This is a genomic window from Polaromonas sp. P1_F1, assembly GCF_056405795.1.
In genome coordinates, this window is the sequence record NZ_JBFUBJ010000007.1 from 89,681 (window position 1) to 116,583 (window position 26,903).

The following is a 26,903-nucleotide window of genomic DNA, read 5'->3' on the forward strand; positions in this document are numbered from 1 at the left end:
CCGCCGAGCCGCGCAAAAGCCCGACTAACTCAATCGCTCAATAAGTGGCAAGCACATTCAGGAACCAGCCCCGACTGCGGTAAGACAGGTCGGTCAGGTCATCGGAATACTTGGTGAAGTTGTATCCCACCCCAACCTTCACCCCCTTGCCAAGGTGGCGATAGACACCGAGGAGCATGCCGGCTTTTGCATCCTGCGCCTCCGTGGCGCGCAGGTTGCGCCATTCAATCAGGGCGTCCCACTCCTTGACCAGGTGAAGATCCGCCCGGAAGATCAGAAGATCAGCACGGCTGGAGAACCACTCCCCGCCGGCAACCGGCATTTTCAGCTCGCCGACGCGGAACGCGTATTTGGCGCCGACGGAAAGCCACGGCTTCACGTCGTAAATTGTGTCGACGGAAAACACCTGGCTGCGCTGCGCGTAGTCGGCCGCCTGGCCCGAAGGGGTCAGCTGGCCCGCGGTCGGCACGTTGTGCAGGTTGGTGTACTTGAACAGGGTGTTCCAGCGGTCGTTGTCAACCGGCCGGTAGGCGCTGCCCAGCACAAACTCATGGTAGTTACCGTCGACAAAGGCCCCCTGGCTGTTGCTTGAACGCGAGACATTGAGCTTGCCCAGCACGCGCCAGGCAGGGTCCACCTGCATGCCCACCGTGTTGCGCATCAGCCAGGTGGTACGTTCGCCGGACACATTGCTCCGGTCGTTGCGCCACTCAAGATTACCGCTGTATTTCAGGCTGTCCTTTTTGTAGCCGACAGAGCCACCGAGCGCACGGCGCCTGAGGTCACCGGCCAATGGGTCGGACACGGTTCCGAACTCGACCTTGGCGCCCCAGTTCCAGCGGTCATTAGGCGACCAGTCCATGCCAAAGGCTTGCGTCAAGCTTTGCGGGCCGGCCCCATTGACTGCACGGCCCTCGCCGAACACCCGCAATTGATCGGACACGCGGGTGCTTGCACCAGAGACCAGCGTCCCTTGGCGGCCGCGCCACGCGACATCCGGGCTTTCTGTTTCCATCGTGTACGCCAGATAGGCATTGCTCCGGTCGGAGATGCGGTAGTCGGCGCCCAGCTTGCCGCCGGCGCCCATGCTGCCGCCGGATGCTTCGCCGCTGAGCTTCACGCGTTCGCTGACTTGCAGTGCGCCACCCAGGCCGACGCGGTTGTTGGGGTCGCGCGTATCGTCACGCTCCAGCGTCCCCTGAACGTAACCGTAAGCTTCCCAGTTTTCTTTTTCCCCGGGTTTCCCACCCGCACGATCAGGCCGGTAATCCGCCCTCACCTGCGCATCCGTGCGCGATCCGGTCTGGGAAAGCAACGGGCTGGCATTTGGCGTGACATTGGAACGATCGTCCGCACGGACCCCGACAGCGACTTCCCATTCGCTGTTCAGCGTCTGCCGCACCGCAAGTTCGGCGTTCTGGTTATTCTGCAGATCGCCGTCGCGCTTGTCTGCCTTGACCAGCACGCGCGTGCCCGGAACAAGCTCCACATCGGCAGCGGCACCGGCCTGCCGGACCGCCTCACCGCCTATGCCAATCTGCCCCGGGGCCGAATAACCGCGGTCACGGTTCTGGACATAAGAGGTGATCTTCCCCTTCATGCTGTCGGTGACTTCGGCGAGATCCACCGAGCCTTCCAGACGTTCTGCGCCGGCCGACTGGATGCCGCCGTTGTTCAGCGTGTTAAATCCAAAGCCGCCATCAAGAGAGGTTTGGGCGCCATTGCCCGGCCCCTTGGAACGTGCCGCCTCAAACTTCAGCCAGGTGCCGGGCTTGTAGCGCAGCGTCCCGTCGATCCCCTTGAGCGTCTGACTGGAGCCTGTTTCGCCCTGGTGGTAGCTGCTGGCGCCCAGCTGCACATGGTCGTTCAGCCATTGGCTCGCGCGAATGCCGGTCGACAGGTTGTTGATGGCCGTGACGCCGGGTGCAAACTCGTATGTCGTCACGAGGTAGACCGGCTGGCCGCCTACCGCAGACGCCATGATCAGGCCGGCGCCGGCGCCGGTCGCCGACAGGGGCGATTGCAACAGGATACGGCCTTGAAGGTAGTTGATCTCGTAATCCTGCGTAGGCGCGAGTTCGCGGCGCTCGATCACCATGCCGGAGTCCTTGTCGCGGACCTCGATCCAGACGCGCTCCGAGCCCTGTGTGATGTCGAGGTGGCGCAGGTAGTAGAGCGAGCCTCCCGTGCCGCGAAATTCCTCGCGCGAAGCCAGCGTTCCCGGATCGGCGGCAAAAGCATCAATCTGGGTCTGTTTTTCGCCATAGGTCGTGGCATCTTCAGAGCGGTAGCGCACCTGCGCGCCATAGAGGCCGCGCGAGTACTGCATCAGCTCCGTCCCGCTCCACGAGGTCTGGAAGTTACCCCACATGACGTGCGAGTCGCCTTTTTGCAGTTTGACAAAAAACTTGCCCTGCGTCGGCGCATCATCCACCGTTGTGCTGTCATCACCGTAAACGGGGTAGTAGAGGTTGGGGTCAATACTGCGCAGAAGGTATTTGGGATCCTTGCTGGAGAAGTTGGAAAACAGGTCCTCGATAGGACCTTCCCGGGTATCGGCCGAAGCCGTCAGCAGCCATTCGCCCTTGATTTTTCCCTTGAGGTAGAAAGCGGCACGGCCATCAACATACACCTTGTCTTCATAGTGACTTAAGTCCCCGGTCACCAGTTTGGCGGGCCCGGAGACATTGTTTTTCCCGACCGTCAAATCCCCCAGTGCCAGGTAAAACCAGTCATCCGCGGCGATGTTGAGGTTGCGGCGGAAGTTGCTTGCGCGCCCGTCCGACTCTTTCAGCGTCACCTCTACAGACTGCGGACCTGCCGGCATGATTTGTTTCATGGCGAACTTGCCCTGCGCATCGATCGGCAGTTCCAGCCCCAGCGCTTCGATGCGCTGGCCCGGCTTGAGATTGGTGCCGTTGACCGTGACGGTGCCGCCGGTCACCGGAATATTGCGCAGCGCCAGGCTGTTTTCGCCATACCCCGTCAGCCGTTCGCGCTCGAGCTTCTCCGCATCTTCATTGACCGGCATGGCGCGCACCAGAAGGTTCAGGGATTTCAGACTGGTCTCATCGAAACGCCCCTGGGCGTCATAAACACGCAGGAGGTAGAACACCTGGTCGCCGGCCGTATTGGCCGGAACGGTCCAGTTGAGCGCGCCTGACCATGTGATGGGCACGACCTCAAAAGGCTGCTCCTGTGTTTTCTGCCCTGCACGGAAAAGCCGCAGTTCGGCTTTTTTGATCCAGGGAATGTAGTTCGCCCAGGCCCGGAACTCCACCACCTCGCCCTTGACCGCTGCATTGGGTGTGGCCCAGGCATTCATCACCGGCGCAATGGCCAGGCTGTCATAACGCACCTGGATGTCAGCCTTCTCGAGCGCGACGTCAGCGCACCGCTGACCATCTGCTTCATTGGGAATCTCGGAGGCATTGATAGGCTCGCCATCAATCGTGATGCGAAACGGCACAGTGGACTGCCCCACGGCCTGTGGCGTGCAGGGCTTGGCGGCCGCCAGCGGAACAGGAACGGCTGCCGGCGCTACGGCCTCGAACCACACGCGCAGCTCGACGCGGCGATTGCGGGCCATCCCTTCAGGCGTCGCGTTCGATGCCAACGGTTTGTTCTCGCCTGCACCCTCGATCGAATAGGTGATGGCGGGATTGTTCAGCTGCTGCTTGAGATAGGCTGCAACGGCCAGGGCGCGGGCCTCGGAAAGCCCCTGGTTGTCCTTGAATATCCGCTTTGTCTCCGGCGCCAATCGCTGGTTGTCTGTGTGCCCGACAACAGCAATGCGCATACCGGGAGACGACGCGCCCTTGGCGCGTATCTCGGCGGCTAGCGCCTCAATGGATGCTTTGGCGGCGGGCAGCAACTCGGCCTTGCCCGACACAAAAAGGCTCTGGCCCCTGGCTTCTTCCAGCGCCTTGTTGACGGAGGCCACGCTCTGCGGCAACTGCGCTGCGCGGCTGCGCATGCCTGCCGCCTCTTCCCGCGTAACGCCCGAAGGCAACGGGTAGTTGATGGCCGGCTGCACCTCCGCAGGCGGCGGCACCGAGAACAGGTCGATACGGCCATTGTCAATTCGCTTGCCGCTGACTTCGGTGGCGGCCCATACAGAAGACCCTGCACAAAGGACGCTGACGGCTACTGCAATGGTGTGTGTACGGAAATTCATTTCGCCGACTCCAGCTCGGTTTCAATCATCAAGGGATGGAGGGGTTCACTGTCTGTTTCCGCGCGCTCCTTCTTTCGTCTTTCCTTCCACAAGACCTGTATCCGGTCACCGATCGCCGACACGCGTTTTTCCGCAAGCCCCGCCGCCTCGGCGCCTCGGTGATAGGCAATGCGCAGGATGGATGGACGTGTCGCGAGTTGCGAAGGCAGCTTTTCCAGCACCGCGAGATACGCAGGCTGTAACTCCGTGCCGTCGTTCAGGAATGCAGAGCCGGAGAGTTCGAGCCGGACCACACGATGGACCGTCGCGCCGAAATTGAGCTTCACCATCTTGCCGCGTGTCACCCGTACATCACGCGGGTTTTCGGTTGTCAACCGATAGCCCGAAGGCAGGGTTCTTTCGTCCACCTTCATCACGAAGTTGGAACCGCGATCAGCGTTCGGGATTGCCGCGCAAGCCACGTGGAAACGTCCATCATGGTCGCTGGTAACCAGCAACCCGCGCGCAGTTGCAATGCGGACATTCGCGATGCCCGGCTCCCCCTCGTCCTGGTAGCCGTTGGCGTTCTTGTCGTCAAAGACCTTGCCGATGATGTCGGAGCAATCGAAGGTGGGATCGGGAACCACACGCACCGTCGCTGTGGCGGTGTTGGACACCTGGGCGTTGACCAGCGCATTGCGGGCTGCGACCTGATTCACGTAAGTGCCTTCCGACACACCGCTGCCCACCACCAGCAGCATGCGAAGCGTTTTGCGCTCACCTGCGGTAAACGTCTGGCCGGCCCAGGTGAGATTGCGTCCGCTCACCGTGGGCTCAAGTGCCACGCCGTTGAGCGATGCCGAGCCGGTGCGATACCTGAAGCCCGCCGGAATCACATCCACGATGTTGATGTTGCCGAGCACCGCATTCAGCGTGTTGGTCGCCGTGATGTTGTACGGCACCAGGTCGCCGCGGACCACATTGACCAGCGGCGTGCTCTTTGTCATCACAATTGCGCCGCCCAGCACCGGGTCCAGCGGGATGTGGTTATTCAACACGTTGGCCGAGCCTGGTACTGCGGCAAAAGTGAACGTGTAGAAGTACTGGGTCGTGGCCGCACCGCCCGCAAGGGCAAGGGTGTTGTTGGGGCAAGCTGCGGGGTTGTGCAGCGGCACGCCCGCTGTGGGTGCGAAGTTGCTGTTCTGCACCAACGCCGGATCTGGGCTCGGAGGCGCCAGGCCCACGCCCAGGGTCGCGGTACAGGCTGGAATGATCGCCGACGGACCGGGCAGGTAACCCGGTGGCGACGTCACCGTCAGTGTGTACAAGGTCGCGCCTGCCGGAGCACCGCCCAGCAACAGGAACTGGTAAGAACCATCAGCGCCCGTCGTCTGCGTCAGGCTGCCGCCAATCACATCGGCTGCGGTGAGGCCTGGGGCCGAGAGTGTGACGATGGCGTTGGGTACAGGCTGACGGCTGACCGCGTCGTAGATCACTCCGCTCGGATCCAGCGGCAGGCTCTGGGCCAAGGTTGTGGTACCGGCGGTTAGCGTGAGGCCTCTTAACGTTCCGTCGGTATTGTTCGCACCGGCCGGATTGGAGGTCGAATTCACCTGTCCATTCGTATAGGGCAATCCGGTCTCATTGGGCACCGGGCGTCCATAGATGCGCCCGCTTGTGGGCTCCCGAAAGCGGATTTGGTAACCCGAGCCCGGCGCCACACTGGAAAAGCTGTAAGCGCCATTTGCATCGGAGGTTGTGGTGCCCACCACCACGCCGCCGAGTGTCAGCTCGACGATCCAGCCCGGGACCAATGGTTCACCTGGGTCCTTGATACGGTCATGGTTGAGGTCGCGCCACACGCTGCCTTGCACCGCCGCCACGTCGGAGATCGCCGTGGGGTCGGTTGCCGTGTTGTTGCCGGAAAAGCCGCTGGGCTCATTGCCGCCGGAGACCACCGCCGTGTTCACCAGGACCTGTCCGGACAAACCGGCAGCCACCGCAACACGTACCGTGATGACGGGCACTGTGGCACCGGAGGCGATCACGCTGTTGGTGTTGCAGGTGACGGTGGTTGCGGTGTTGGAGCAGGACCAGGTTGCGCCGCCATTGACGGCAGCTACAGTCATACCCACAGGCAGGGTGTCGACCACCGTCACGGTGGCGGACGTTGCCGCTGCGCCGACATTGGAAACGGTGATGGTGTAGAAGCCTGTGCTGGATCCCTGGGCGAAGCTGACCGGCGCGTGCGTTTTGGCGATCGCCAGGTCAGGCGCATTGCCCGGGATTTCAGCGAAATTGTTGTCAGCTGACACGGCATTCGCGCTGGCGAGTGGAATCGTCGAAATCGAGGACACCGGGTTGGCCGGCAAGGTCGCCGTTCCGCCGGTACTGCCCGCGATGGTCTGGCCATTGGTCGTGCCGGTGGCCTGCGGCAGGGGCTGCGTCACGGTATAGGTCCCCTGCGCGAGCCCCGTAAAGCTATAGGTACCGTCGGCCAGCGTGACCGTTGACCTGGAGACAGCGAGCCCATTGATGTCGGTGCCCGTCAGATTGATCGTCTGTCCGCCGATGCCGTGATCGCTTCCATTCATCAGGCCGCTGTTGTCATAGTCCAGGAAGACCTTGCCGGAAATCGTGCCGCCATTGGACACCTCGGCGAAGTTGTTGCCGCTCGAAACCGTAGTGGGCGGCAGCACGATGCTGCTGATCCGGCTCGGTGTGACAGCCGGTGTGGTCGCCGTTCCGGGTGTTCCGCCGTTCGGAACAGCGCCCGCGGTGGTAATGCCGTTAGAGGTGCCGGCAGGTTGTGCGGGCTCCACCACGCTGTAAGTTCCAGGCAAAAGGTTGCCGAACGAATAGCTGCCCGCCGCATCGGTGACCGTGGTCGCGACCAGCGCATTGCCTGCGTCCCGTAGCTCGATGGTGACGCCTGCGAGCGGATCATCCGCGCCGTCCTGCGCGCCATTGTTGTTCAGGTCCTTGAACACCTTGCCCGAAATGGTCGAAGGAACGACTTCGGCAAAGTTGTTGTTGGCGGAGCCCGAAATTTCGGCGGCTCCGCCGTCACCATTGAGAACCACGTTGGTGATCTGGCTGGTGGTAGCCGTGGGGTTGGATGCCGTACCGGCTGAACCCGTGCTGCCATTGATGCCACTGATGGGGCCGGCGGTCGTGATGCCATTGGTGGTTCCCGCGGGCTGCGCCGGCTGGCAAACGGAGTAGCTGCCGGCAGCCAGTGAGGAGAACAGGTAGTTGCCGAGCGCATCGGTGGTTCCTGTCGTCAGCAGTGCGCCACTGCAGTTTGCGCCGCTGCGCAGTTCAATGCCGACCCCGGCGATCCCCGTGTCGGTGCCGTTCTGAAAGGTGCCGTTGGGCGTGACGTTGTTGTCTCTGAAAACCTTGCCGGAGATGTAGCCAAGGGTGCTGATCGTCAACGTCGCATTGGCAGGCGCCTGGTTGTTGCCCAGATTCGTTTGTAGGGCACCGGCGGGAATGTTGTTGGTGTGTACGCCAGCCGTCAGCCCCGTCACATTGACATCAATCGTACAACCACCTGCGGGGATCGTGCCGCCGCTATTGAGCCTCACGCTGGTGGCGTTGGCGGCAGCCACGACAGTTCCACCGCAGGAGGTCGTCATGCCCGGAGCTGCCGTCAAACGGATCTGGCCGGGTGCCGTCGGCAGGACGTCGTCAAAATCCGCGCTCAAGGTCATTGCTGCGGCATTCGTGTTGCCGATGACGATGCTCAGGCGCGATACGCCGCTCGGTGGGATCACCGCAGGGGTGAACTGCTTGCCGACGGTCGGCGGGGTGGAGGTAATGAGCTGTGCGCTGGTGGGCTCCTGGTTGGTGACGCCCTCGGTGGTAGTAATGCTCCCGGTCGGGATGGTGTTGGTGTACACGCCCGAAATGTTGCTCAGAACATTCACCGTGACGGTACAGAACCCATTGGCTGCGAGTGTGGCCCCGGTCAGGCGAACGCTGGTGGCGGACGCTGCGGCAACAACAGTGCCGCCTGCACAGGTCGTGGCCGCCGCCGGCGTAGGCGCGACGACAAGTCCGGCGGGCAATGCGTCCGTCAGGGTCATGCCGTTGAGCAGCGTGTTGTTGGGATTGTCGAAACGGATCGTCATGACCGCCGCCGCACCGGGCGCCTTGGTGTCGGACCCGGTCGTGAACCCGACAGGATTGCCTGCGTCCAGCGTGCGGGCGCTGAAAGCCTTGTGCACCACAACTGGTGACCTCGCGCGCAGCGTATCGCTCGTAGGCTGGGTGTTCGCCAGGGCATTGCCGCCCGCGGTTGCCGTTAGTGCGTTGGCTGGAATGGTATTGACATAGTCGCCTTGCGCCGCCACAAAGACGTCGATTTCAACCTGGCAGGTTGCCGGCACATTTCCGGCCGCGGCGACGATGATGCCGCCCGAAAGCTGCACCGTGTTGACCGTCGAAGAGACCGTCGCACCCTGGCATGTCGTCGTCGGATTCGCGCCACTGGGAACGGTCACACCAGCCGGCAAGGTGTCGGTGACCGCCAGGTCGCTGACGGGCTGTGAAAGCGGGTTATAGAAAGTGATGCGCAAGCGGGACCGGGTACCCGGCGCCACCACGTTAGGCGTGAACTGCTTGACGATGCCAATGTTCGTGCTGATCGCCAGGCTGGTCGTTGCCGGGTTGGCATTGGTCAGATTCTGGTCGGTGATGATGGCACCCGGCGGAATGGTGTTCGTGTTGCCACCGGTCACGGCAGACGTCACGTTGACCGATACCTGGCAGGTCGCGTTTGCAGCCAGGTTTGCCCCTGACAAACGGACCGATCGCGCACCTGCCGCAGCGGTTACGACACCGGCCGGGCATGTCGTTGCGGTTGCCGGGGTAGGCGTCACCACCCACCCATTGTTGGTGCCGCCTGCAACACCGCCGACCGTGAAGTAGTCGGTGATATCCAGGTTGGTAACCGCCTGGGACCCGTTGGATATGTTGATCGTCAGCCGGCTCACCTGGCCGGGGAAAGCCAGGGAACTGATGGAAGTCGTTTTGCTGACGGCCAGGCCGGTAGGAGCATTGAAAAGCAGCGTGCCGACAACGGCGGTGACGTTACGCACGCCGCCGTCCGCGAGGATGCCGTTGGGAGGGATGCTGTTGACCCAGTTCGCGGCACCTGTTGCCACCACATCAAACAGGAAGGCGCAATTTCCGCCGCCCGCCACATTCGCACCGGTCAGGGTTGCGCTGCCTGCCCCTGCAACAGCCGTGATGGATGTGCTTCCCGCGCAGGTCGTCTGCGCATTGGGCGGAGTGGCCAGCACCATGCCCGCCGGGAGCGGATCGGTCACACTGACGTTTGTCAGCGCGAGCGCGCTCGAATTCAGGAGCTGAACCGCGACCGTTGATTTGCCGCCCGAGGACACGCTGGATGGATTGAAGCTCTTGTTCGCGGTCAGTGCGGAGGTGTAGGTCAGCTGGGGGGTGTTGGTTGATACCGTACCCAGTGTGTGTGTCGTGCCGTTCCCGTAGGTTTCGGTGCCGTCGACCGTCGCGGTGTTGTTATAAACGCCGGCCGGCCCTACGACATCCACCTGCAAGTTACAGCTGCCGTCCGCACCCGTGCCGTTGTTGGCGCGAGCCGGAACGGTGCCGCCGGTGATGCCGATCGAAGTGGAGCCGGCAACCGCCGTGATGGCGGGGGCGCCGCAGGTGCTTGCCGCGTTGGCCGGATTTGCGATGCGGAGCTGGCCCCCACCGCTGGTTGCCAATTGCAGAGTATCCGAAACCGCAACGTTGGTCAGTGGGTTCGCCGACTTGTTCGTCAGCGTGATGGTCATGCGGACAATGGTTCCCTCGGCAAACGTGCTGGCGCCGGGAGAGGACTGGGCAAACGCCTTCGTTGCTGCGAGCACGGGCGGGTTGGTGCCTACGCTGGTGGAATTGGAAGCACCCCCGTTGCAAGTGGCGCCGCCGTTGTAGCAAACCCCACCGGCAGCGATGACGTTGTTCGAGGTGGCCACCGCAACAGTGGACGCCATGGCCCACACGGTGATGGTGCAGGCACCCGGTACGCTGACACTGGTGCGGGCCGGGACGGTGTCGATGGTAAAGACCGGCGCATTGCTGCCCAGTGGGCTCGCAGAGTTGACGTTGCCGCAAGCGGCGCTGACAGTCGGCGTGTAATTAAGGCCGTTGATCGTGCCGGTGAGGAATGTCTGGCCGTTGGTGAAGTTGTCCGTCACCGATACGGTATTGATCGCACCAGCGCCGAAGTTTTGCACGGTGATCTGGTACTGGATCGGGTTGCCCGGCGCCACGGGTGTCGTGGGTTGTACCGATTTGAGAACACGGAGGTCGTCGGCAACCAGGATGGTGGCCGATACCGCCTGGCTCTTGATGGCGGGGTCGCCCACATCCACGGCGCCTTGGGGGACGCTGTTGGTGTAGGTCACCGGCACGCCGTTCGCCTGAACAGCCGCGGTGAAGTTCACTGTCACCGTGCAGCTGCCATTGGCGGGAATGGTCCCGCCGGTCAGCCTGACGCCTTTGTTGCTGTTGATCGCGGCAGCGGCGCCGCCCGCACAGCTGGTCACCGCCGATGTGACGTTTAACCCTTTTGTCGGGTCGACGCCACCAATCCCGTCGATCGGCGTGTCATCAAAGGTGGTGACAGTCAGTGGCGTATTGCCGCTATTGCTCAAGGTAAGGGTAAGAAAGCCCGAGGCACCGCTTGAAAGGGAGGTGCTGGGCGTAAAGCCCTTGGACACACCGAGCGGAGACCGGACCGTCACGCTGGCCTGCGCATTGGCCTGGGCGGGCAGTCCAAGCACATTGGTGAAGTCGGTGCTCCGGTTGATGATGTTGTTCTGGGCACCGGTCGAGAACTGGCCGTTGGTCTGGTTCGCCTCCACGTTCACAACGAAGGTGCAACTTCCGTTCGCCGGCAGATCTCCGGTGCCGGTCACACTGGTTGCGCCCGCTGCCGGTGCGGGATTGAAGGCCGGTACCGGACCGCTGGTGCACGTTGCATTCGCGCCTGGCGCTGCCGCGACCTTCATGATGGCGCTGCCGCCGAGCTGGGGAAAGTTGTCGGTGATGCTGAACCCGGAAATTGCCACCGGGTTCGGGTTGACCAGCGTGATGGTCAGAGGCGTCGAAGCGCCGCCGAGCACCAGCGTCGAGCTGGTGAATGCCTTTGAAATTTGCGGCTGCTGCAATGCCCTGACCACGAAGGTCTGGGAGACATCTCCTACATTGCTGCCGCCGCTGCTGGTCACCGCACCATTGAGGATTTGATACGCGTAGGAGGTTGCGTTACCCGTCGAGGTGCCGACCGTGACCGGAATGTCGATGACACACTGGCCGTCAATCCCGCCGGCGGCGGCAGGTATGGTGCCGCCAGCCAGGGCAAGCGCCTGCGTTCCCGGGTTGGCGGTTAAAGCCCCACCGCAACCATTGATGGCCGCAGACGCAACACTGAGGCCGTTGGGCAGAAGGCCAGGCAAGCTGTTGCTGAAGTCCACATTGGTGACGGGCACCGGATCGCTGTTGGACAGGGTAATTCGCAAGGTGGCCGTCTCGCCGGGATACATCCCTTGCGCCGGAATGATCGCGGTCACCGAAGCCGTCAAGGCTTGGGCCGCAACGGGCATCAATCCAATGGCCAATCCGAGAGCCGCAGCACGAAGCAAGGAGCCGGCAGCGGCTTTCGCCAGAAATTTCGAGGACAACATAGTAGGCAGTTCGACTCTTTGAATGCTTGGGAACCGTGCCGGTAAGCAGTCCGCAGGAGCACCGAGTCAACGCTGGCAGAGGACGCACTGCGTTTACTCGGCATGTCTCATGTCAGACAACGTACCGGTAACAAACAGTGCGAAGATTAACTATGTTGCGTTTTTTCTAATACTAAATTTACTACTTTGTTAGTTTGAAGTGACAAAAGTGGAACTTTTTAACAACCCTATTAGTTGTATATGTTTCTTTCTGTAATTTTTCGTTGTGCCGATGCAAACCAAGTGGACATTTTTGGCAGCAGGCGGAAATACCTGAAGAAACCGCTGTTGAGCCAGGCATGACTGCGGCTTTTGTGAACGGAATCCCTCACAACGGACAGAGGGGCGGCATCTACGGCCCATGCAGCTCCCGCAAGCGGGAATGGCCAATAACACCCGTGCGACACGCGCCGTACATGCACCGGCTGTCAAACGCAGACAGGTTGCCTGCGGCAGGGCTGCGCCTTTGAGGTTCGTCAGCCCTGATGCTTTTTCCTTTTGGATGGGGGCCGCCAGACCTTGGAACGGCCACTAAATCCGGACTTCTGGAGTGCGACCTTCACACAGCGCAGGTCAACCTTCCCGCTGAGCTTTCAAGGGATTTTTTTTGCGCGCTGACGTTGGGGCCGGCGTGTCTTCCACCAGCGCGCAAGGTGCACCCTCAAGTCCTGATGTGGGTGGGTGATGCGCCGGATCGCGCCGGCATAATCCAGCGCCAGCCCGGGTGTCCACGCGATCGATTCGGCACGCACCCGTACGCTTCCGGCCAGCCACATGTCGGGGTGAAAGGCCAGGCGCAGCAGGGTTCGCCAGAAAGGTTTGTCGGCAAATACACCTTCCATCGCGGCGTCGATAGCCTCGGTCACGACCACCGAGCAGTTCCGATGCGTCAGGTTATAGGTGTCGTCCTGACGGTACGCTTCCCAGAACGACTGCAGGTGGCTGCGGTTAAACAGGCGAAAGCGGATGCGAAAGGTTGAAGGGCGCGTCGCACCGGCTTCCTGCTCATAAGAGGGAAGCCACATCCCCGGATGGTCGTTGCTTTGTGTGGCGCGCACCTGGTTTACAAGATTGTGCTGCGTGATGGTCAGGCGCACGCGTGGATGGTGGCTGATGTACAGTTGCGGCCCGCACTCCAGCGCGACATGGCCGGTGGTAACGCTGCCTTTGCGGGAGAGGGCCGCAATGTACCGGTCGACCAGCGGAAGGCGGATGCGCTCTTCGCTTTGATCCACGGCGGTCCAGATGTGAACCACCATCTGTTCGCCGGGCATGCCGGCACCTGCGGGCGGGGCGGATGGGGGCGTACTGGCACCCATCTCCCTTTTCCTTTTATAGAGCTCAATGGCCGCAAGCCGTGACCCCGGCGGCAAGCGTTGCAGGCGCCAGGCGCCGCGCATCACGACGTAGCCGCCCGCCATCAATGCAAGGCCGGTGCAAAAAGACACGTTCATCGCAGAAGGCAGGGGCCAGTCGGTCACCAGCAATATCGCCATGACCAGATAACCCCAACCGATGACGTTGGAGATGCGCCAGTTCGGATACCGGATTAAAAGACTTGACGCAATACGCACCAGTCCGTTGAAGGTAAAAGCAGCGGCGAAAAGAACGGCTGCAGCAATCGAATTGTCCCGGGGGAAATCCAGCAGCAGACAGGCAAACACCACCATGGCCGCGCCGCGCAACATTTCAAAGCGCCGCCGCGCACGTGTGTGTGTGGTGCCTATCACCAGCTCCACCAGGCCTTGCAACAGCAACACGGCGCCGAACACCCAGCCTGCCATGTCGGTCACGCCATCGACCAGGTCTATCAGCACCACGGCACCCAGCAACACCGCGAGCAGGCCCGCCACCAGAAAGATCTTCCAGCGCTTCACGAGCGCATCGCCGCCAAAAAGGGTTAGTGCAAGTCTGAACATGTTGGTGCGGTGACCGCCGGGACCGTGCTACGCGTCAGGGGAATGCGTAGCTCGCAGCGCCCAGGCTTCACTTCAAAGAGGGGAAGTCAACCACATAGCCATTCATTGGCATGGTTGCACGCTGGACGGCCTGCTGCTGCGGCAGCGCGGTCCACAGCACTTTGCCCTGCTCGGTCGCGTCCGTGGCAACACCCCTGGCCGTGAACGCGTCGATCACGTAGGGCACGCCCTGGGATGACAAGGGACCGATACCGTCCGACACGTGGAAATGCAGGTGCGGCGCCGTGGTGTTGCCGGAATTGCCCAGCAACGCCAGCACCTGGCCGCGCCTGACGCGGTCGCCCACGCGCACCTTCAGTGAACCCGGCTGCAGGTGTGCATAAAACGCGTAATAGCCGCGCCCCAGATCGAGGATCACATGGTTGCCCGTCACGTTCTGCATGGTCGTGTCGGGTGRCAAGGCATTGGGCACCCGCTCAGGCAGCCCGTCGAGCACGGAAACCACTTTGGCATCCGCCACGGCAATCGCTTTTTGCCCGTAGGTCGGCCAGTTTTCGTTCTTGTTGCTGTCGCCGTTGCTTTGCTGCGAGTTCGCGTCTATCTTGATCCAGTCGATCGCAAACCGCTGACTGACATAAAGAACGCCGTTCACCGGGATACCGGCACGCCGGTGCGGCGCCTCTTTGCAGCAGCCATTGAATGCAACCCAGCCGGTCCCCTCAAGCGGCGGGCCGATCAGCGGAGCCGGCCGGGTGCTGACGGAAACATTGCCACCGGTCTGCGTGGTCTGAACGCTGCTCTCACCGGCAGTTTTGACGGCTGCCGTGAGCTTGATTTCGGGCCCGGCGGTGACCACACGGTGCGACAGGACTTTCGGAATGGCCTGACCGGCCTCCAGCACTACGTCAATCCAGAACAAACCGGCCTGTGCCGCGCCGATGCTGTCACCACCCGCGCCGTCCAGCAACGAAAAAGTGCCCGCAACATCCGCCCCGGCGACGGTGGTCAGCACCTTGCCCGAAGCGGCATCCAATACCTCCAGCGATACCAGCTTGACCGGCACGGCCCGCGCATTGGTGACCTGCAGCTCGTAATCGATGTGCACACGCCCATCAGCGCCGCGAAAAGGCACGGGGCGTGAGGCGGCGCTCAGCAGTACAGGAGTGTTCTGGTCATGCGCACCGGCAAATTCCAGGTTGTTCAGTCCGGGTTTGGGTCCTGCCGCAAAGGCGTGCAGACCTCCGGCAAGTACCAGCACGGCCACAAAAAAACGACGCATGCGATCCTCCTTGTGATGGCGGGGCCATCATAGCGCCAAGCATCGCACCGTCGAAGCATAAGAGCGTGCCGCGCGAAGGGATCCCTTCGCACGGCACATGGGGAAAAGATCACCGGGCAATCGTGCTGAAGTCTGCACGCCTTCCGGTCTTTGACTGGATCAGCGGTTGCTGTAGTCGGGAGACTGCTGCTGCGTGACCACAGGGGCCGGCGGCGGCTTGGGACCGTAACTGGCGCCATCCTGGGTCCGCAAGGTCGACCCTTCCACTGTCACGCGGCTGCCAACGCTGGGAGCGCGGGCAACTTCTACCATGCGTTGGGAACCGTCTTCCATGCGCACGCCGACCTGGTAAACCGTTTCCTTGCGAACATGCCCTTCGATGGCGTTGCCGGCGAAACCGCCACCCACCGCACCCAGGATGGTGGCCGCCGTACGCCCACCGCCATGGCCGACCTGGTTACCCAGCACGGCGCCCAGCACGCCACCCGCCACAGCACCTACGCCAGGGCCTGCCGGCTTGGTGGAACGCTCAACCGGTGTCACTGACTCCACCGCACCGCATACATGGCACACAGGCGCCGGCGCCACAGCGACCGGTGCAGGGTAAGGGGCCGGTGCGGGCGAAATACCCGCATAACTCGGGGCGGGTGCCGGTTTTGGCGTCGGCTTGACCACTTTTTTGGTCGGCACGGGCGCGGGCTTGGCGGGTGCGGCAACCGGCTTTTCAGCCATGTCGTCCGCCACATTGCTGGCCGCGGCCATGGGGGGCGCCACTTGCGGCGCGGCTTGCGGTGCTGCGAGTGCCACCGGGGTCGCCGTAACCGGGTTGCGCATCTGGTAAATCATGGTCCCGCCCATGGCCAGGACGGCCACTCCCAGTATGCCGACGGCCGCCCACAAGGGCTTGCTGGCCGACGGGGCCTGCTGGCCCGGCTGAAGATTTTCGGTGGATGTGTTCATGGCATTTCCCTCTGTGAAATCAATTGGTCCCGCAACGGGGTTTCATCTGTCGTTGTTCAACGTTTCCCATGCCGCGAAGGTAAACATGCTTTGGCAGGCAGCTGTGTATTTATGTAAACGCAGGTTATTCTCCGGCAAAGTCGCCGTAAACGCGAATTGCAACGGTAACGCGGCCTGTTGTTCCTGGAGACGCCCACAGAATCCAGCGAAACGGTCCGCGGAAGGCGGCGCACAACGCCAAGAGGGTTTTCGGTGGAAGTGAATTTCCGTATCACTCCCATTTGCCCCAATGACATCGACCTTAACGTGGCCGGGCAGCGGCCTCAACATCGGTAAGGGAAACTATTGTCTCGTCGCCGTACTTTTCTGCAAGCATTGTCTTTACTTCTTCATAGCTATGTGCGTAGAACGTTTCATGCACGCCCGGCTCGCCTGAATTCTTCTTCCATACGATCGCAAGGTACTCTTTAAGCTGCTTGTCCATCTGCCACTTCATTTTTTAAGGCATGTACCACTATTGCAAAAGCCGCCGATCGTGGCGCCTGATCCCTGCCGCAGCGCTTCGAGTTTCATTAGTGGCTCTTAAAGATTGGGTGCCAGCAGGCGCTGCAATTCCCCGGCTTTCAGACCACGCCGCTGCGCGAGGTCCTGCAGCTGATCGTCGCCGATTTTGCCAACGTTGAAATAGGTGCTCTCGGGGTGGCTCAGGTAAAAGCCGCTCACACTGGCAGCCGGCGTCATGGCCAGGCTTTCGGTCAGGGCCATGCCGACCTCTTCGGCCTTGAGCAGCTCGAACATTTCTTTCTTGACGCTGTGGTCCGGGCAGGCCGGGTAGCCTGGCGCCGGGCGTATGCCCTGGTATTTTTCGGCGATCAACGCCTCGCTGTCCAGTGACTCGGCCGGCACATAGCCCCACAAATCCTTGCGTACGCGCTGGTGCAGGCTTTCGGCAAACGCTTCGGCCAGGCGGTCAGCCAGCGCCTTGAGCATGATGGACGAATAATCGTCGTGGTCATCCAGGAAGTACTTTTCCTTTTTCTCGGCGCCAATGCCTGCCGTGACGGCAAAAAGACCGATGTAGTCCGGAATTTGTGAGGCATTTTGGCCTGCAGCGCCCGTATATTCAGCACGAGCAGCTATCAATTCAGGAGCAAGCACCTTGGGCGCGACAAAATCAGCCAGGCAACGGCTGGGGCGCATCACGCCGTCAATCGCGGTTTTTTCGGTTTGCTGGCGCAGGCCGTACCAGGTCATGGCCACTTCGCTGCGCGACTCGTCGGTGTAGATCTCGATGTCGTCACCCACGCTGTTGGCGGGGTACAGCGCCATCACGCCGTTGGCGGTGAGCCAGCGGCCTTCAATCAGGCGCTTGAGCATGCGCTGGGCGTCGGCGTACACGCGCACAGCTTCGGTGCCCACGACTTCGTCCTTCAGGATGGCCGGGAAGGCTCCGGCCAGGTCCCAGGTCTGGAAGAAAGGACCCCAGTCGATGTACTGGGCCAGCTCCGACAGGTCGAAGTTCTTGAACACGCGCCGGCCAATGAACTTGGGCACCGGCGGCGCGTAATGGGCCCAATCCATTGACGTGGCATTGGCGCGGGCCTTGGCCAGCGGCCACATCGGCACCTGCTTTTTGCTGGCGTGCTGGGTGCGCACCTTGTCGTAGTCGGTATACAGCTCTTCGATGTATCTGGCGGCCTGGTCGGACAGCAGGCTTTGCGCCACGCTCACGCTGCGGGACGCATCGGGCACATACACCACCGGGCCTTCGTAGTGCGGGGAGATCTTGACGGCCGTGTGCACGCGGCTGGTGGTGGCGCCGCCTATCAGCAGCGGGATTTTTTTGATGCGGAAGTGATCGTCTTTCTGCATCTCGGCGGCGACGTACTGCATCTCTTCCAGGCTGGGGGTGATGAGGCCCGACAGCCCGACGATGTCGGCGCCTTCAACCTTGGCGCGCGCCAATATTTCATGGCAGGGCACCATCACGCCCATGTTGACGACTTCAAAGTTGTTGCACTGCAAGACCACCGTCACGATGTTCTTGCCGATGTCGTGCACGTCGCCCTTGACCGTGGCGATGATGATCTTGCCTTTGGTCTTGACGTCGCCGCCGGCGGCTTCGAGCAGCAGCTTTTCGGCTTCGATGTAGGGCAGCAGATGCGCCACGGCCTGCTTCATCACACGGGCGCTTTTGACGACCTGGGGCAGAAACATCTTGCCCTGGCCGAACAGGTCACCGACGATGTTCATGCCGTCCATCAACGGTCCTTCAATCACATGCAGCGGCCGGCCGCCCTCTGCAAGGATCTCCTGGTAGACCTCTTCGGTGTCGGTCACGATGTGCTCGTTCATGCCGTGGACCAGCGCGTGCGACAGGCGCTGGCGCACCGGCAGGGCACGCCATTCGTTTTTCTTGCTGTCGTCCTTGGCGCCGCTCCTGGCGGTCTCGGCCACTTCGATCAGGCGTTCGCTGGGCGTGAGTTCGGGCTCACCGGACTTGTAGGCCGGTGTGCGGTTGAGCACCACGTCTTCCACACGCTCGCGCAGCACCGGATCGAGGTCGTCATACACGCCGACCATGCCGGCGTTGACGATGCCCATGTCCATACCGGCCTGGATCGCGTGGTACAGGAACACGGTGTGGATGGCTTCACGCACCGGGTCGTTGCCGCGAAAGCTGAAGGACACGTTGGACACACCGCCAGAGACCTTGGCACCCGGCAGGTTCTGCTTGATCCAGCGCGTGGCGTTGATGAAATCGACCGCGTAGTTGTTGTGCTCTTCGATGCCGGTGGCGATCGCGAAAATGTTCGGGTCGAAGATGATGTCTTCGGGCGGAAAGTCCAGCTCGTCGACCAGCACGCGGTAGGCGCGCTCACAGATTTCGACTTTGCGCTCATAGGTGTCGGCCTGGCCTTTTTCATCAAAAGCCATCACCACCGCTGCCGCGCCGTAGCGCTTGAGCAGTCTGGCCTGCTGCTTGAAGGGCTCCAGCCCCTCTTTCATCGAGATCGAGTTGACGATGCCCTTGCCCTGAATGCAGCGCAGGCCGGCTTCGATGACGCTCCACTTGGAGCTGTCGATCATGATGGGCACGCGGGCGATGTCGGGCTCACTGGCGATCAGGTTCAGGAAACGCACCATGGCGGCCTGGCTGTCGAGCATGGCTTCATCCATGTTGATGTCGATGATCTGCGCGCCGTTTTCGACCTGCTGGCGGGCCACGGCCAGCGCCTGCTCGTATTCACCGTTGAGGATCATGCGAGCGAAGGCCTTGGAGCCGGTGACGTTGGTACGCTCGCCAATATTGACGAACAGCGTGCCCGCGCCGATGGCGACCGGCTCCAGGCCGGACAGCTTCATGGGGGGGACATTGGGTAAAGATTCAGTTTCAGACACGGACTCACCTTGAGGCAAAGGTGAGCGTCGTTGCTGCAGGGGCCGCCGGAAGCCGCCGCCTGTAACCCAAGCCTGACGAACGCTTGTGTTCGCTGCAACGCTCCTTGGGTTACCATCATTTTAAGGGCTGAACGCCGCCCGCGCCATATCCTTGCGCCAATGGCAAGAGATACCAACAAAAGTCCAGGGGATAGCCGGAGCCACCATGTTTGAAAACCTGTTCGGCAGAAAACAGAAGGGAACGCCCGATGCGCCCGAGTCCATGCGTCCCAAAGACCGCATGCGGGCCATTGAAGGCTCCAGCACGGCCGAGCTTGCCGCCAGGCTGCTGATTGCACCAACCGCCCTGATGCAGCTCACGCCCGAAGAGGCTTTCACCGTCGTCAGCTATATGACGCCGCGCAGGATTTCCGAGGGAACGACCTTCATCCGCGAAGGGGACAAGAGCGATACCGGTTATATGGTGCTGCTGCTCGAAGGCGAAGTCACGGTCGAAAGCATTGTGGTCAGCCGCCGCACGCCGGTCACCATCACGGTGCTGGGCCCCGGCAGCCTGATCGGCGAGATGGGCCTGGTCGACGGCCAGGCGCGGCTGGCGTCATGCACTGCCAGCAGCGACGTGAGCTGCGCCGTGCTGTCGCGCGCAGCGCTTGAAAAAATGGGGGAAGAGCAACCTGTGACTGCGGCCAAACTGATGTTTGCCGTTTCGCTGCGCATCGCCGAACGGCTGCGCGACACCAGCGAAAAACTCAAGATGTACAGCCAGCTGGTGCAAGCCATGCAGCAGGAAATCGACCGGCTCATGCCGGGCTGATTTCCGTCTGGCAGAAAAGCGGGGAAGGCGGCAGGCTGGCCGCCCCCTTCGACTTAGTCGAGCTTGATTTTGGCGACCTTGATCAGGCGTCCATAGTCGGCATGCTCTTTCATCACCATGTAGGCAAAGTCGGCAGAGCTCATGGGGCTGGGGGTCGCGCTCATGCGTGCAAACTTTTCCGCGGTGTCGGGCGTGTTGAGCGCGTCGGCGAATGCCCGCTGAAGCTGGTCTGCCGTAGCTTTGGGAAGGTTGGCCGGGCCAAAGATGCCGAACCAGGTGCTGATGTGAAAGCCGGGCAATACGTCGTTGATGGTCGGAATTTCCGTAAAGCTGCTGGAGCGGTTGATGGTGGTCACGCCAAAAGCGACCAGCTTGCCCGACTTGATGTTGGCGCTGGCAGAGGCCAGGTTGTCGAACATCAGGTCGGTCTGGCCCGACAGCAGGCCAGCCTGCGCCTGCGCCGAGCCGCTGGAAGGCAGGTGCACCACGCTGATCTTGGCCAGGCTTTTGAACAGCTCGCCCGCGAGGTGGCCGGCGCTTCCATTGCCGCCGGAGGCATAGTTCAGCCGGCCGGGATTCTTGCGTGCGTAGGCAATCAAGTCCTTGGTGTCCTTGATTTTCAGCCGCCTGGCTGTTTCGGCATTCATGACCAGCACGTTCGGCACACGGGCCACCAACGTGATGGGCGTGAAGTCCTTCAATGCGTCATAGGGCATGTTCGGGTAGAGCCACGGGTTGATGGCATGGGTGGCCACCGCCCCCATCACCAGCGTATGGCCGTCTGCAGGCGCCTTGGCGACGAGGGCCGCACCCACGTTTCCGCCGGACCCCGGCCGGTTGTCAACCGTGACTTCGGTTTTGAGCAGGGGACGCAGCTTCTCGGCCAGGATGCGCGCAGCGTTGTCCAGCGGGCCGCCGGCTGGATAGGGCACGACGATCGTCACCGGTTTTTGGGGCGACAGTTGTGCATGGCCTGCGAAAGCCGTCATCGCCAACGTGAATGCCGCTGCGGCCTTGATGAATAAACCCACCTTCATGATTTCCTTGGTTGTGTTGTGTTGCGTTGTTTTGCCGAACCATCAACGCTGCAGGGCGCAGCGCCGGAGAATGAAAACAGGGTTCGGCAAAAGGGCCTGACTATAGCCGCGAAATATGACTTTTCGGGACATCGCCGGGCACGTCATCTCATATGCATACTTATTAAGTACACGTGCATCAGGGAACCGGCTTTTTCGGCCAGCCGACGGCATCACCCGGAAGTGATGCAGGGCAGCGCTGCCCTCAGGCGGCCTCTTTGTAGAAGGCGCCACGCTGCAAGGAGCGGCTGGCGACCGGGGCGACCGCGTGGGCGATGGCACCTATGTGATCCGGCGTGGTGCCGCAGCAACCGCCCACGATGTTGACAAGGCCTTCCTCGGCGAACTCGCGCAGCAGGCGGGACGTTACGTCGGGCGTTTCGTCAAAACCGGTGTCGCTCATGGGGTTGGGCAGGCCGGCATTGGGGTAGCAGCTGATGAAGGTGTCTCCGGCCACGCGGGCCAGCTCCTGGATGTAGGGGCGCATCAGGGTGGCGCCCAGTGCGCAGTTGAGGCCGACTGCCAGTGGTGCGGCATGGCGCACGCTGTGCCAGAAGGCCGTCACGGTTTGCCCGCTCAGGATGCGGCCCGAAGCGTCGGTCACGGTGCCGCTGATGATCAGGGGCAGGCGCTCGCCGGAGTTGTCGAAGTATTCGTCAATGGCAAACAGCGCCGCCTTGGCATTGAGCGTGTCGAAGATGGTCTCGACCAGCAGTACGTCGCTGCCGCCCTTGACCAGTGCCTCGGTCTGTTCGTAGTACGCCTTGCGCAACTCCTCGAAACTGGTGTTGCGCGCGCCCGGGTCGTTCACGTCGGGGCTGATGCTCGCCGTCTTGGGCGTAGGTCCAAGGGCGCCGACGACAAAACGCGGCTTGTCGGGCGTCGAATACTTGTCGCAGGCGGCACGGGCGATGCGGGCCGACTCGTAATTCATCTCGACGGCCAGGTCGGCCATGTCGTAGTCGGCCTGCGCCACGGTAGTCGCGCCGAAGGTGTTGGTTTCAATCATGTCGGCGCCCGCAGCCAGGTAGCCCTCATGGATGTCCTGGATCACGTCGGGGCGCGTCAGGCTCAGCAACTCGTTGTTGCCCTTCACGTCTTTGTGAAAATTCCTGAAGCGTTCGCCCCGGTACTGGGCCTCGTTGAGCTTGAAGCGCTGGATCATTGTGCCCATCGCACCGTCAAGGATGGCGATACGTTGTTCCAGGATGGCCGGCAGCTGCTGCCCGCGTGTGTAGATGATTGGCTTCATGCTCCGATTTTAAGGCGCGGCAGCTTTTTCAGCAGACTTCGACGGGTTCTCTTCAACCAGCAAGGGCCGCGGAACCGGCTTTGCCGGGCCGCAGGCGCAGCGCCCCCTTGGGGGCAGGGAGCTACACGCAGTGAGCGACCGTGGGGGCGCCATCAGCCACAATAGGGGTATTGCCCTGAACATGAAAAACTTTCAACCCAAAGAAGCCTGGTCCTGGCTGCAGGCACATTCTGACGCGCTGTTTGTGGACGTGCGCATGGAGATCGAGTCGCTGTACGTCGGCCGCCCCCCAGGCGTGGTCAACGTGCCGTGGTACGAATACCCCGACCTGCAGCCGGACCCGCAAAAGTTCGCCGACGCCGTGGCGCGCGAAGCTGCCGGCAAGGCGCAGCCGGTGCTGCTGATTTGCCGATCCGGCAAGCGCACGCTGGACGCCGGCAAGGCACTGGAAGCGGCCGGTTTTTCTGATGTGCAGCATGTGGTGCATGGCTTTGAAGGTGAGCTCGACGAACAGTTCCAACGCTCCACGCTCTCGGGCTGGCGGTTTGATGGCTTGCCCTGGGAGCAGATGTAGCCGGTTTTTTACTGCTATTTATGCATTAAACAGGCTCGCAGCCTTTATTCCACCAGCGCAAGCAGCTACTATTTTCATAGCACCCCTCTTCATCGTTTCGATTTTCCGGCTTAAAACCTTGTCTTCATTGCCCATTTCTGCGCCTTTGCCGACACCCCTGGACGTGCTCAGCCGGGTTTTTGGCTATGACAGCTTCCGCGGGCCGCAGGAGGCCATCGTGGACCATGTGGTTCGCGGCGGCGATGCCCTGGTGCTAATGCCCACCGGCGGAGGCAAATCACTGTGCTACCAGATCCCGGCCATCGTGCGGCAAAACGCCGGCCACGGGGTCACGGTGGTGATCTCGCCGCTGATTGCGCTGATGCATGACCAGGTGGGCGCCCTGCATGAGGCCGGCGTGTCCGCCGCATTTTTAAACTCGACACAAAGCTTTGAAGAAAGCAGCCAGCTTGAAAAGCAATTGCTGCGCAATGAGCTGACGCTGCTCTACGCTGCGCCCGAGCGCATCAACACCCCGCGCATGAAAGGCCTGCTCGGCTCCCTGCATGAACGCGGCCTGCTCAGCCTGTTTGCGATTGACGAAGCGCATTGCGTAAGCCAGTGGGGTCATGACTTCCGGCCCGAATACCGGTCCTTGAGCCTGTTGCACGAAACCTTCCCGAACGTGCCGCGTATTGCCCTGACGGCAACCGCGGATGCGCTGACACGGCAGGACATGATTGAGCGGCTCAAGCTGGAAGACGCACGCGCATTCGTCAGCAGCTTTGACCGGCCGAACATCCGCTACACCATCGTCGAAAAAACCGACGCCACGCGCCAGCTGCTGCGATTCATTGAAAGCGAACACGCCGCAGAAGCCGGCATTGTGTATTGCCAGTCACGCAAACGCGTGGAGGAAATTGCCGAAGCCCTGCAGGATGCCGGTCTCAAGGCCATGGCCTACCACGCGGGTCTGGACAGTGCCCTGCGCCAACAGCGGCAAGACCGCTTCCTGCGCGAGGAAGGCACGGTGATGGTCGCGACGATTGCCTTCGGCATGGGCATTGACAAACCCGACGTGCGTTTTGTCGCCCACCTGGACATGCCGAAAAACATCGAAGGCTACTACCAGGAAACAGGCCGCGCCGGCCGCGACGGCCTCCCGGCCAATGCCTGGATGACGTACGGCCTGCAGGACGTGGTGAACCAGCGCCGCATGATAGACACCAGCGAAGCCGCCAGCGAAGAGTTCAAGCAGGTCATGCGCGGCAAGCTAGATGCCTTGTTGACGCTGGCTGAAGACACGCGTTGCCGGCGTGTCAGCCTGCTGCATTACTTCGGCGAAGACAGTCAGCCTTGCGGTAACTGCGACAACTGCCTGCAGCCGCCGGTGGTATGGGACGCGACCGAAGCCGCGCGCAAGATGCTCAGCTGCATCTACCGCGTGCAGCAGGCCAGCGGCATCAGCTTTGGCGCAGGCCACCTGATGGACATCCTGCGCGGCAAGGCGACCGAAAAAGTATTGCAGTACGGCCACGACAAGCTCAGCACCTTCGGCATTGGCGCCGACCTGTCCGAAGTGCAGTGGCGTGGCGTGTTACGCCAATTGATCGCCAAGGGCATGGTGCGGGTCGACCCCGATGCGTTCAACACGTTGCAGCTGTTGCCTGATGCACGCCAGGTGCTCAAGGGCGAAGTCAGCGTGATGCTGCGCGAGCAGTCGGCCGGCGCCAGTGAACGGCGCAAAGGCAGCTCCCAAAAAGGCACCAAGACCTCCGCCAAAGGCATGGCCGAAGCCTCGCTCAATGCCGGCGCGCTGGAGCGTCTGGCCCGCCTGAAGGCCTGGCGCGCCGAAGTCGCCCGCGAACACAATCTGCCCGCCTTCGTGATCTTTCATGATGCAACCTTGCGAGCCATTGCAGAACGCGCGCCGCAAGGCATTGCCGATCTCGAAGGCATCAGTGGTATCGGCGTCAAAAAACTCGAGGCCTACGGGGCCGAAGTGCTGCGCGTCTGCGCCGGGGCGGATTAGGCCCTCGCAAGCCGATGACCTAATCCCGCGCGGTACCGTCCGCCCAGGCCCCTTAAGTTGCGCCAGGCGTATTCCGGATTTCGACGCTGTCTATGGCCGCCCGCGCAGGGCGCTGCGGTGTCAACAACCCGCGTACCAGGCCAGCGGCGTTAAAGCACCACGACACGACCGAGAACACAGCCTTGGTGGCGCTGCGCTTTCGCCATGTCATCAACAGGAGAGGTGCCGCTGCAATGCAGGAGAAGGCCCCGATGCGCGCTGTCCACGGCATGGGAACCACCAGAACAGCGAGCAACACTGCCCACCACATCAGTACGGCAGCATACAGGCGCAATTCGCGCACCCGCGTGAGCACCAGCCCCAGGTGCGACTCGCCCCAGGCCGCGCGCAGCACTTCACCCAGGCCGCAAATGTAGCGGCTGCGCCAGCGGCGCACCAGCAACTGATAGGGAGGCGCATCGTGGCCATGGTGCCGCACGGAATCGGTGCCCAGGCGCCACAGTTTCCAGCCCCTGGCATGCAGGCGCATCGCCAGGTCGAACTCTTCATAGCTGTGCAGGTTGCGGTCTGAAAAATACCCGGCCTGCTCCACCGCGGCCCTGCGGTACAGGCCGCCCATGTCCAGCCGGTCCACCATGCCTGCCTGCATATGGCCCAGACCCCGCTCCACACGCGCCACATATTCCAGGCTGCTGGTGTTCAACTCAACAACCTGCCCTCCCACGCCGGCCACGTCGGGGTGCGCCTGCATGAAGGCCAGCGCCTGCGGCAAAAACCCGGGCAGCATTTCCATGTCGCCATCCAGGATGTACACAAATTCGCCCGCCGAATGCTGGTACCCCAGCTGCGGACCGATGCCGCAGCAACGTTCATCGGCGCGTGCCAGCTGCACGATGCGGATGGGATAGGCAGACGCCAGCGCTACGGTGCGGTCGCTGGAGCAGGAATCGGCCAGCACGACCTCGCCACCGACCATCTGGACGGCCGCCAGCGCACTTTCTACCGCGGCCACAATGCGCTTTTCTTCGTTCAGGGCCTTGATGACGATGCTGACCGTGCAAGGCGTTTCGCTGGCTTCAGGAAGCATCGTCACGGCTCCTCAAAATAATGCGGGCCGGCACACCCACGGCAAGGGCTCCGGCGGGGACGTCCGTGATCACCACGGCATTGGCACCAATGTCGACGTCGTCCCCGATCCGTACAGCCCCCAGGATCTTCGCGCCGGCGCCGATATTGACGCGGTTGCCGATGTGCGGCGCCTCGAGCGGCCTGTCGATACGCTGGTTGCCGATGGTGACGCCCTGGCGGATGATGCAGTCGTCCCCGATCACGGCGCGGCCATGCACCACAATTGCACCGGAATGCTCAATCACCAGGCGCCGCCCAATTTGGGCCGAGACACCTATCGTGACGCCGCAAAACATTTCAGCCAGTTTGGCCAGCACCAGGTGCACGGCACCCAGCGGATAACGCACCAACCTGGACTGAAACCGGTAGCGCAGGTGCCCCAGCCGGTACACCTGCAATGCCCAGAAGCCCAGGGACAGGACGCCTTCCTGCGCCACCCGCAAGTCTTCAAGAAAAGCCATTGTTATTGAGCTTTCGTAACATGCATCAAGACGTGAAACCCCTCCCCCGGCCGCAGGCTCCAACGGAGACCGCTCGGGTTTGGGGGATGAAGTCCGCGGCAAGTCCATCAG

14 protein-coding genes and 1 riboswitch are annotated in these 26,903 nt (G+C 62.0%); of the genes, 3 read left to right on the top strand and 11 right to left on the bottom strand.

Annotated elements, in window-relative coordinates; all coding sequences use genetic code 11:
* Window positions 1-37: 37 nt before the first annotated feature.
* The 7 genes from AC1DZE_RS18255 to metH form a co-directional block, all read right to left on the bottom strand.
* Window positions 38-4,177, bottom strand: coding sequence for an OmpA family protein (locus AC1DZE_RS18255; protein ID WP_477700396.1), 4,140 nt, complete (start codon window positions 4,175-4,177; stop codon window positions 38-40).
* Window positions 4,174-11,877: a DUF7933 domain-containing protein gene (locus tag AC1DZE_RS18260; RefSeq protein ID WP_477700397.1), complete on the bottom strand. Its 7,704-nt coding sequence runs from the start codon at window positions 11,875-11,877 to the stop codon at window positions 4,174-4,176. The genes AC1DZE_RS18255 and AC1DZE_RS18260 overlap by 4 nt, the downstream gene beginning before the upstream one ends.
* Before the next feature lie 632 nt (window positions 11,878-12,509).
* Window positions 12,510-13,835 carry a DUF308 domain-containing protein gene (locus AC1DZE_RS18265; RefSeq protein ID WP_477700398.1) on the bottom strand — a complete coding sequence of 442 codons (1,326 nt, stop codon included), beginning with the start codon at window positions 13,833-13,835 and terminating at the stop codon, window positions 12,510-12,512.
* A 67-nt stretch (window positions 13,836-13,902) separates the two neighbouring features.
* Window positions 13,903-15,114, bottom strand: a complete 1,212-nt coding sequence (locus AC1DZE_RS18270) for a M23 family metallopeptidase (RefSeq protein WP_477700399.1) — start codon at window positions 15,112-15,114, stop codon at window positions 13,903-13,905.
* 159 nt (window positions 15,115-15,273) lie between these two features.
* On the bottom strand, window positions 15,274-16,074 hold the full coding sequence (locus tag AC1DZE_RS18275) for a glycine zipper 2TM domain-containing protein (RefSeq protein ID WP_477700400.1): 801 nt from the start codon (window positions 16,072-16,074) through the stop codon (window positions 15,274-15,276).
* Window positions 16,075-16,375: 301 nt separating this feature from the next.
* Window positions 16,376-16,558 carry a hypothetical protein gene (locus AC1DZE_RS18280; RefSeq protein WP_477670303.1) on the bottom strand — a complete coding sequence of 61 codons (183 nt, stop codon included), beginning with the start codon at window positions 16,556-16,558 and terminating at the stop codon, window positions 16,376-16,378.
* A 98-nt stretch (window positions 16,559-16,656) separates the two neighbouring features.
* Window positions 16,657-19,476 carry a methionine synthase gene (metH, locus tag AC1DZE_RS18285; RefSeq protein WP_477700401.1) on the bottom strand — a complete coding sequence of 940 codons (2,820 nt, stop codon included), beginning with the start codon at window positions 19,474-19,476 and terminating at the stop codon, window positions 16,657-16,659.
* Window positions 19,477-19,491: 15 nt separating this feature from the next.
* Window positions 19,492-19,588, bottom strand: a riboswitch (S-adenosyl-L-homocysteine riboswitch).
* Between the two features lie 93 nt (window positions 19,589-19,681).
* Between metH and AC1DZE_RS18290 the strand changes: the two genes are divergently transcribed.
* Window positions 19,682-20,290: a Crp/Fnr family transcriptional regulator gene (locus AC1DZE_RS18290; RefSeq protein ID WP_477670305.1), complete on the top strand. Its 609-nt coding sequence runs from the start codon at window positions 19,682-19,684 to the stop codon at window positions 20,288-20,290.
* 53 nt (window positions 20,291-20,343) lie between these two features.
* On the opposite strand, the gene AC1DZE_RS18295 is transcribed toward AC1DZE_RS18290, so the two are convergent.
* Window positions 20,344-21,327, bottom strand: coding sequence for a Bug family tripartite tricarboxylate transporter substrate binding protein (locus tag AC1DZE_RS18295; protein WP_457281759.1), 984 nt, complete (start codon window positions 21,325-21,327; stop codon window positions 20,344-20,346).
* Window positions 21,328-21,571: 244 nt separating this feature from the next.
* Window positions 21,572-22,618 carry a homocysteine S-methyltransferase family protein gene (locus AC1DZE_RS18300; protein ID WP_477670306.1) on the bottom strand — a complete coding sequence of 349 codons (1,047 nt, stop codon included), beginning with the start codon at window positions 22,616-22,618 and terminating at the stop codon, window positions 21,572-21,574.
* Window positions 22,619-22,799: 181 nt separating this feature from the next.
* Between AC1DZE_RS18300 and AC1DZE_RS18305 the strand changes: the two genes are divergently transcribed.
* On the top strand, window positions 22,800-23,192 hold the full coding sequence (locus AC1DZE_RS18305; RefSeq protein WP_477671764.1) for a rhodanese-like domain-containing protein: 393 nt from the start codon (window positions 22,800-22,802) through the stop codon (window positions 23,190-23,192).
* A 118-nt stretch (window positions 23,193-23,310) separates the two neighbouring features.
* The gene (gene recQ / locus AC1DZE_RS18310; protein WP_477700402.1) at window positions 23,311-25,203 is read left to right on the top strand and encodes a DNA helicase RecQ; all 1,893 of its coding nucleotides are present in this window, start codon (window positions 23,311-23,313) and stop codon (window positions 25,201-25,203) included.
* 52 nt (window positions 25,204-25,255) lie between these two features.
* Here the strand turns inward: recQ and AC1DZE_RS18315 are convergent, their stop codons facing one another.
* Both AC1DZE_RS18315 and AC1DZE_RS18320 read right to left on the bottom strand, forming a co-directional pair.
* A complete protein-coding gene (locus AC1DZE_RS18315) occupies window positions 25,256-26,290 on the bottom strand; it encodes a glycosyltransferase family 2 protein (protein WP_477700417.1) in 1,035 nt (344 codons plus the stop codon).
* Complete coding sequence (locus AC1DZE_RS18320) at window positions 26,280-26,792, bottom strand: serine O-acetyltransferase (protein ID WP_457281764.1); 513 nt, start codon at window positions 26,790-26,792, stop codon at window positions 26,280-26,282. Before AC1DZE_RS18320 ends, AC1DZE_RS18315 begins: the two co-directional genes overlap by 11 nt.
* Window positions 26,793-26,903: the final 111 nt, after the last annotated feature.

Excerpts from the sequence above, each read along its gene's own strand:
- AC1DZE_RS18255 (WP_477700396.1), bottom strand. The coding sequence starts at position 4,177 with ATGAATTTCCGTACACACACCATTGCAGTAGCCGTCAGCGTCCTTTGT.
- AC1DZE_RS18260 (WP_477700397.1), bottom strand. The coding sequence starts at position 11,877 with ATGTTGTCCTCGAAATTTCTGGCGAAAGCCGCTGCCGGCTCCTTGCTT.
- AC1DZE_RS18265 (WP_477700398.1), bottom strand. The coding sequence starts at position 13,835 with ATGTTCAGACTTGCACTAACCCTTTTTGGCGGCGATGCGCTCGTGAAG.
- AC1DZE_RS18275 (WP_477700400.1), bottom strand. The coding sequence starts at position 16,074 with ATGAACACATCCACCGAAAATCTTCAGCCGGGCCAGCAGGCCCCGTCG.
- AC1DZE_RS18280 (WP_477670303.1), bottom strand. The coding sequence starts at position 16,558 with ATGGACAAGCAGCTTAAAGAGTACCTTGCGATCGTATGGAAGAAGAAT.
- AC1DZE_RS18290 (WP_477670305.1), top strand. The coding sequence starts at position 19,682 with ATGTTTGAAAACCTGTTCGGCAGAAAACAGAAGGGAACGCCCGATGCG.
- AC1DZE_RS18295 (WP_457281759.1), bottom strand. The coding sequence starts at position 21,327 with ATGAAGGTGGGTTTATTCATCAAGGCCGCAGCGGCATTCACGTTGGCG.
- AC1DZE_RS18300 (WP_477670306.1), bottom strand. The coding sequence starts at position 22,618 with ATGAAGCCAATCATCTACACACGCGGGCAGCAGCTGCCGGCCATCCTG.
- AC1DZE_RS18305 (WP_477671764.1), top strand. The coding sequence starts at position 22,800 with ATGAAAAACTTTCAACCCAAAGAAGCCTGGTCCTGGCTGCAGGCACAT.
- AC1DZE_RS18315 (WP_477700417.1), bottom strand. The coding sequence starts at position 26,290 with ATGCTTCCTGAAGCCAGCGAAACGCCTTGCACGGTCAGCATCGTCATC.
- AC1DZE_RS18320 (WP_457281764.1), bottom strand. The coding sequence starts at position 26,792 with ATGGCTTTTCTTGAAGACTTGCGGGTGGCGCAGGAAGGCGTCCTGTCC.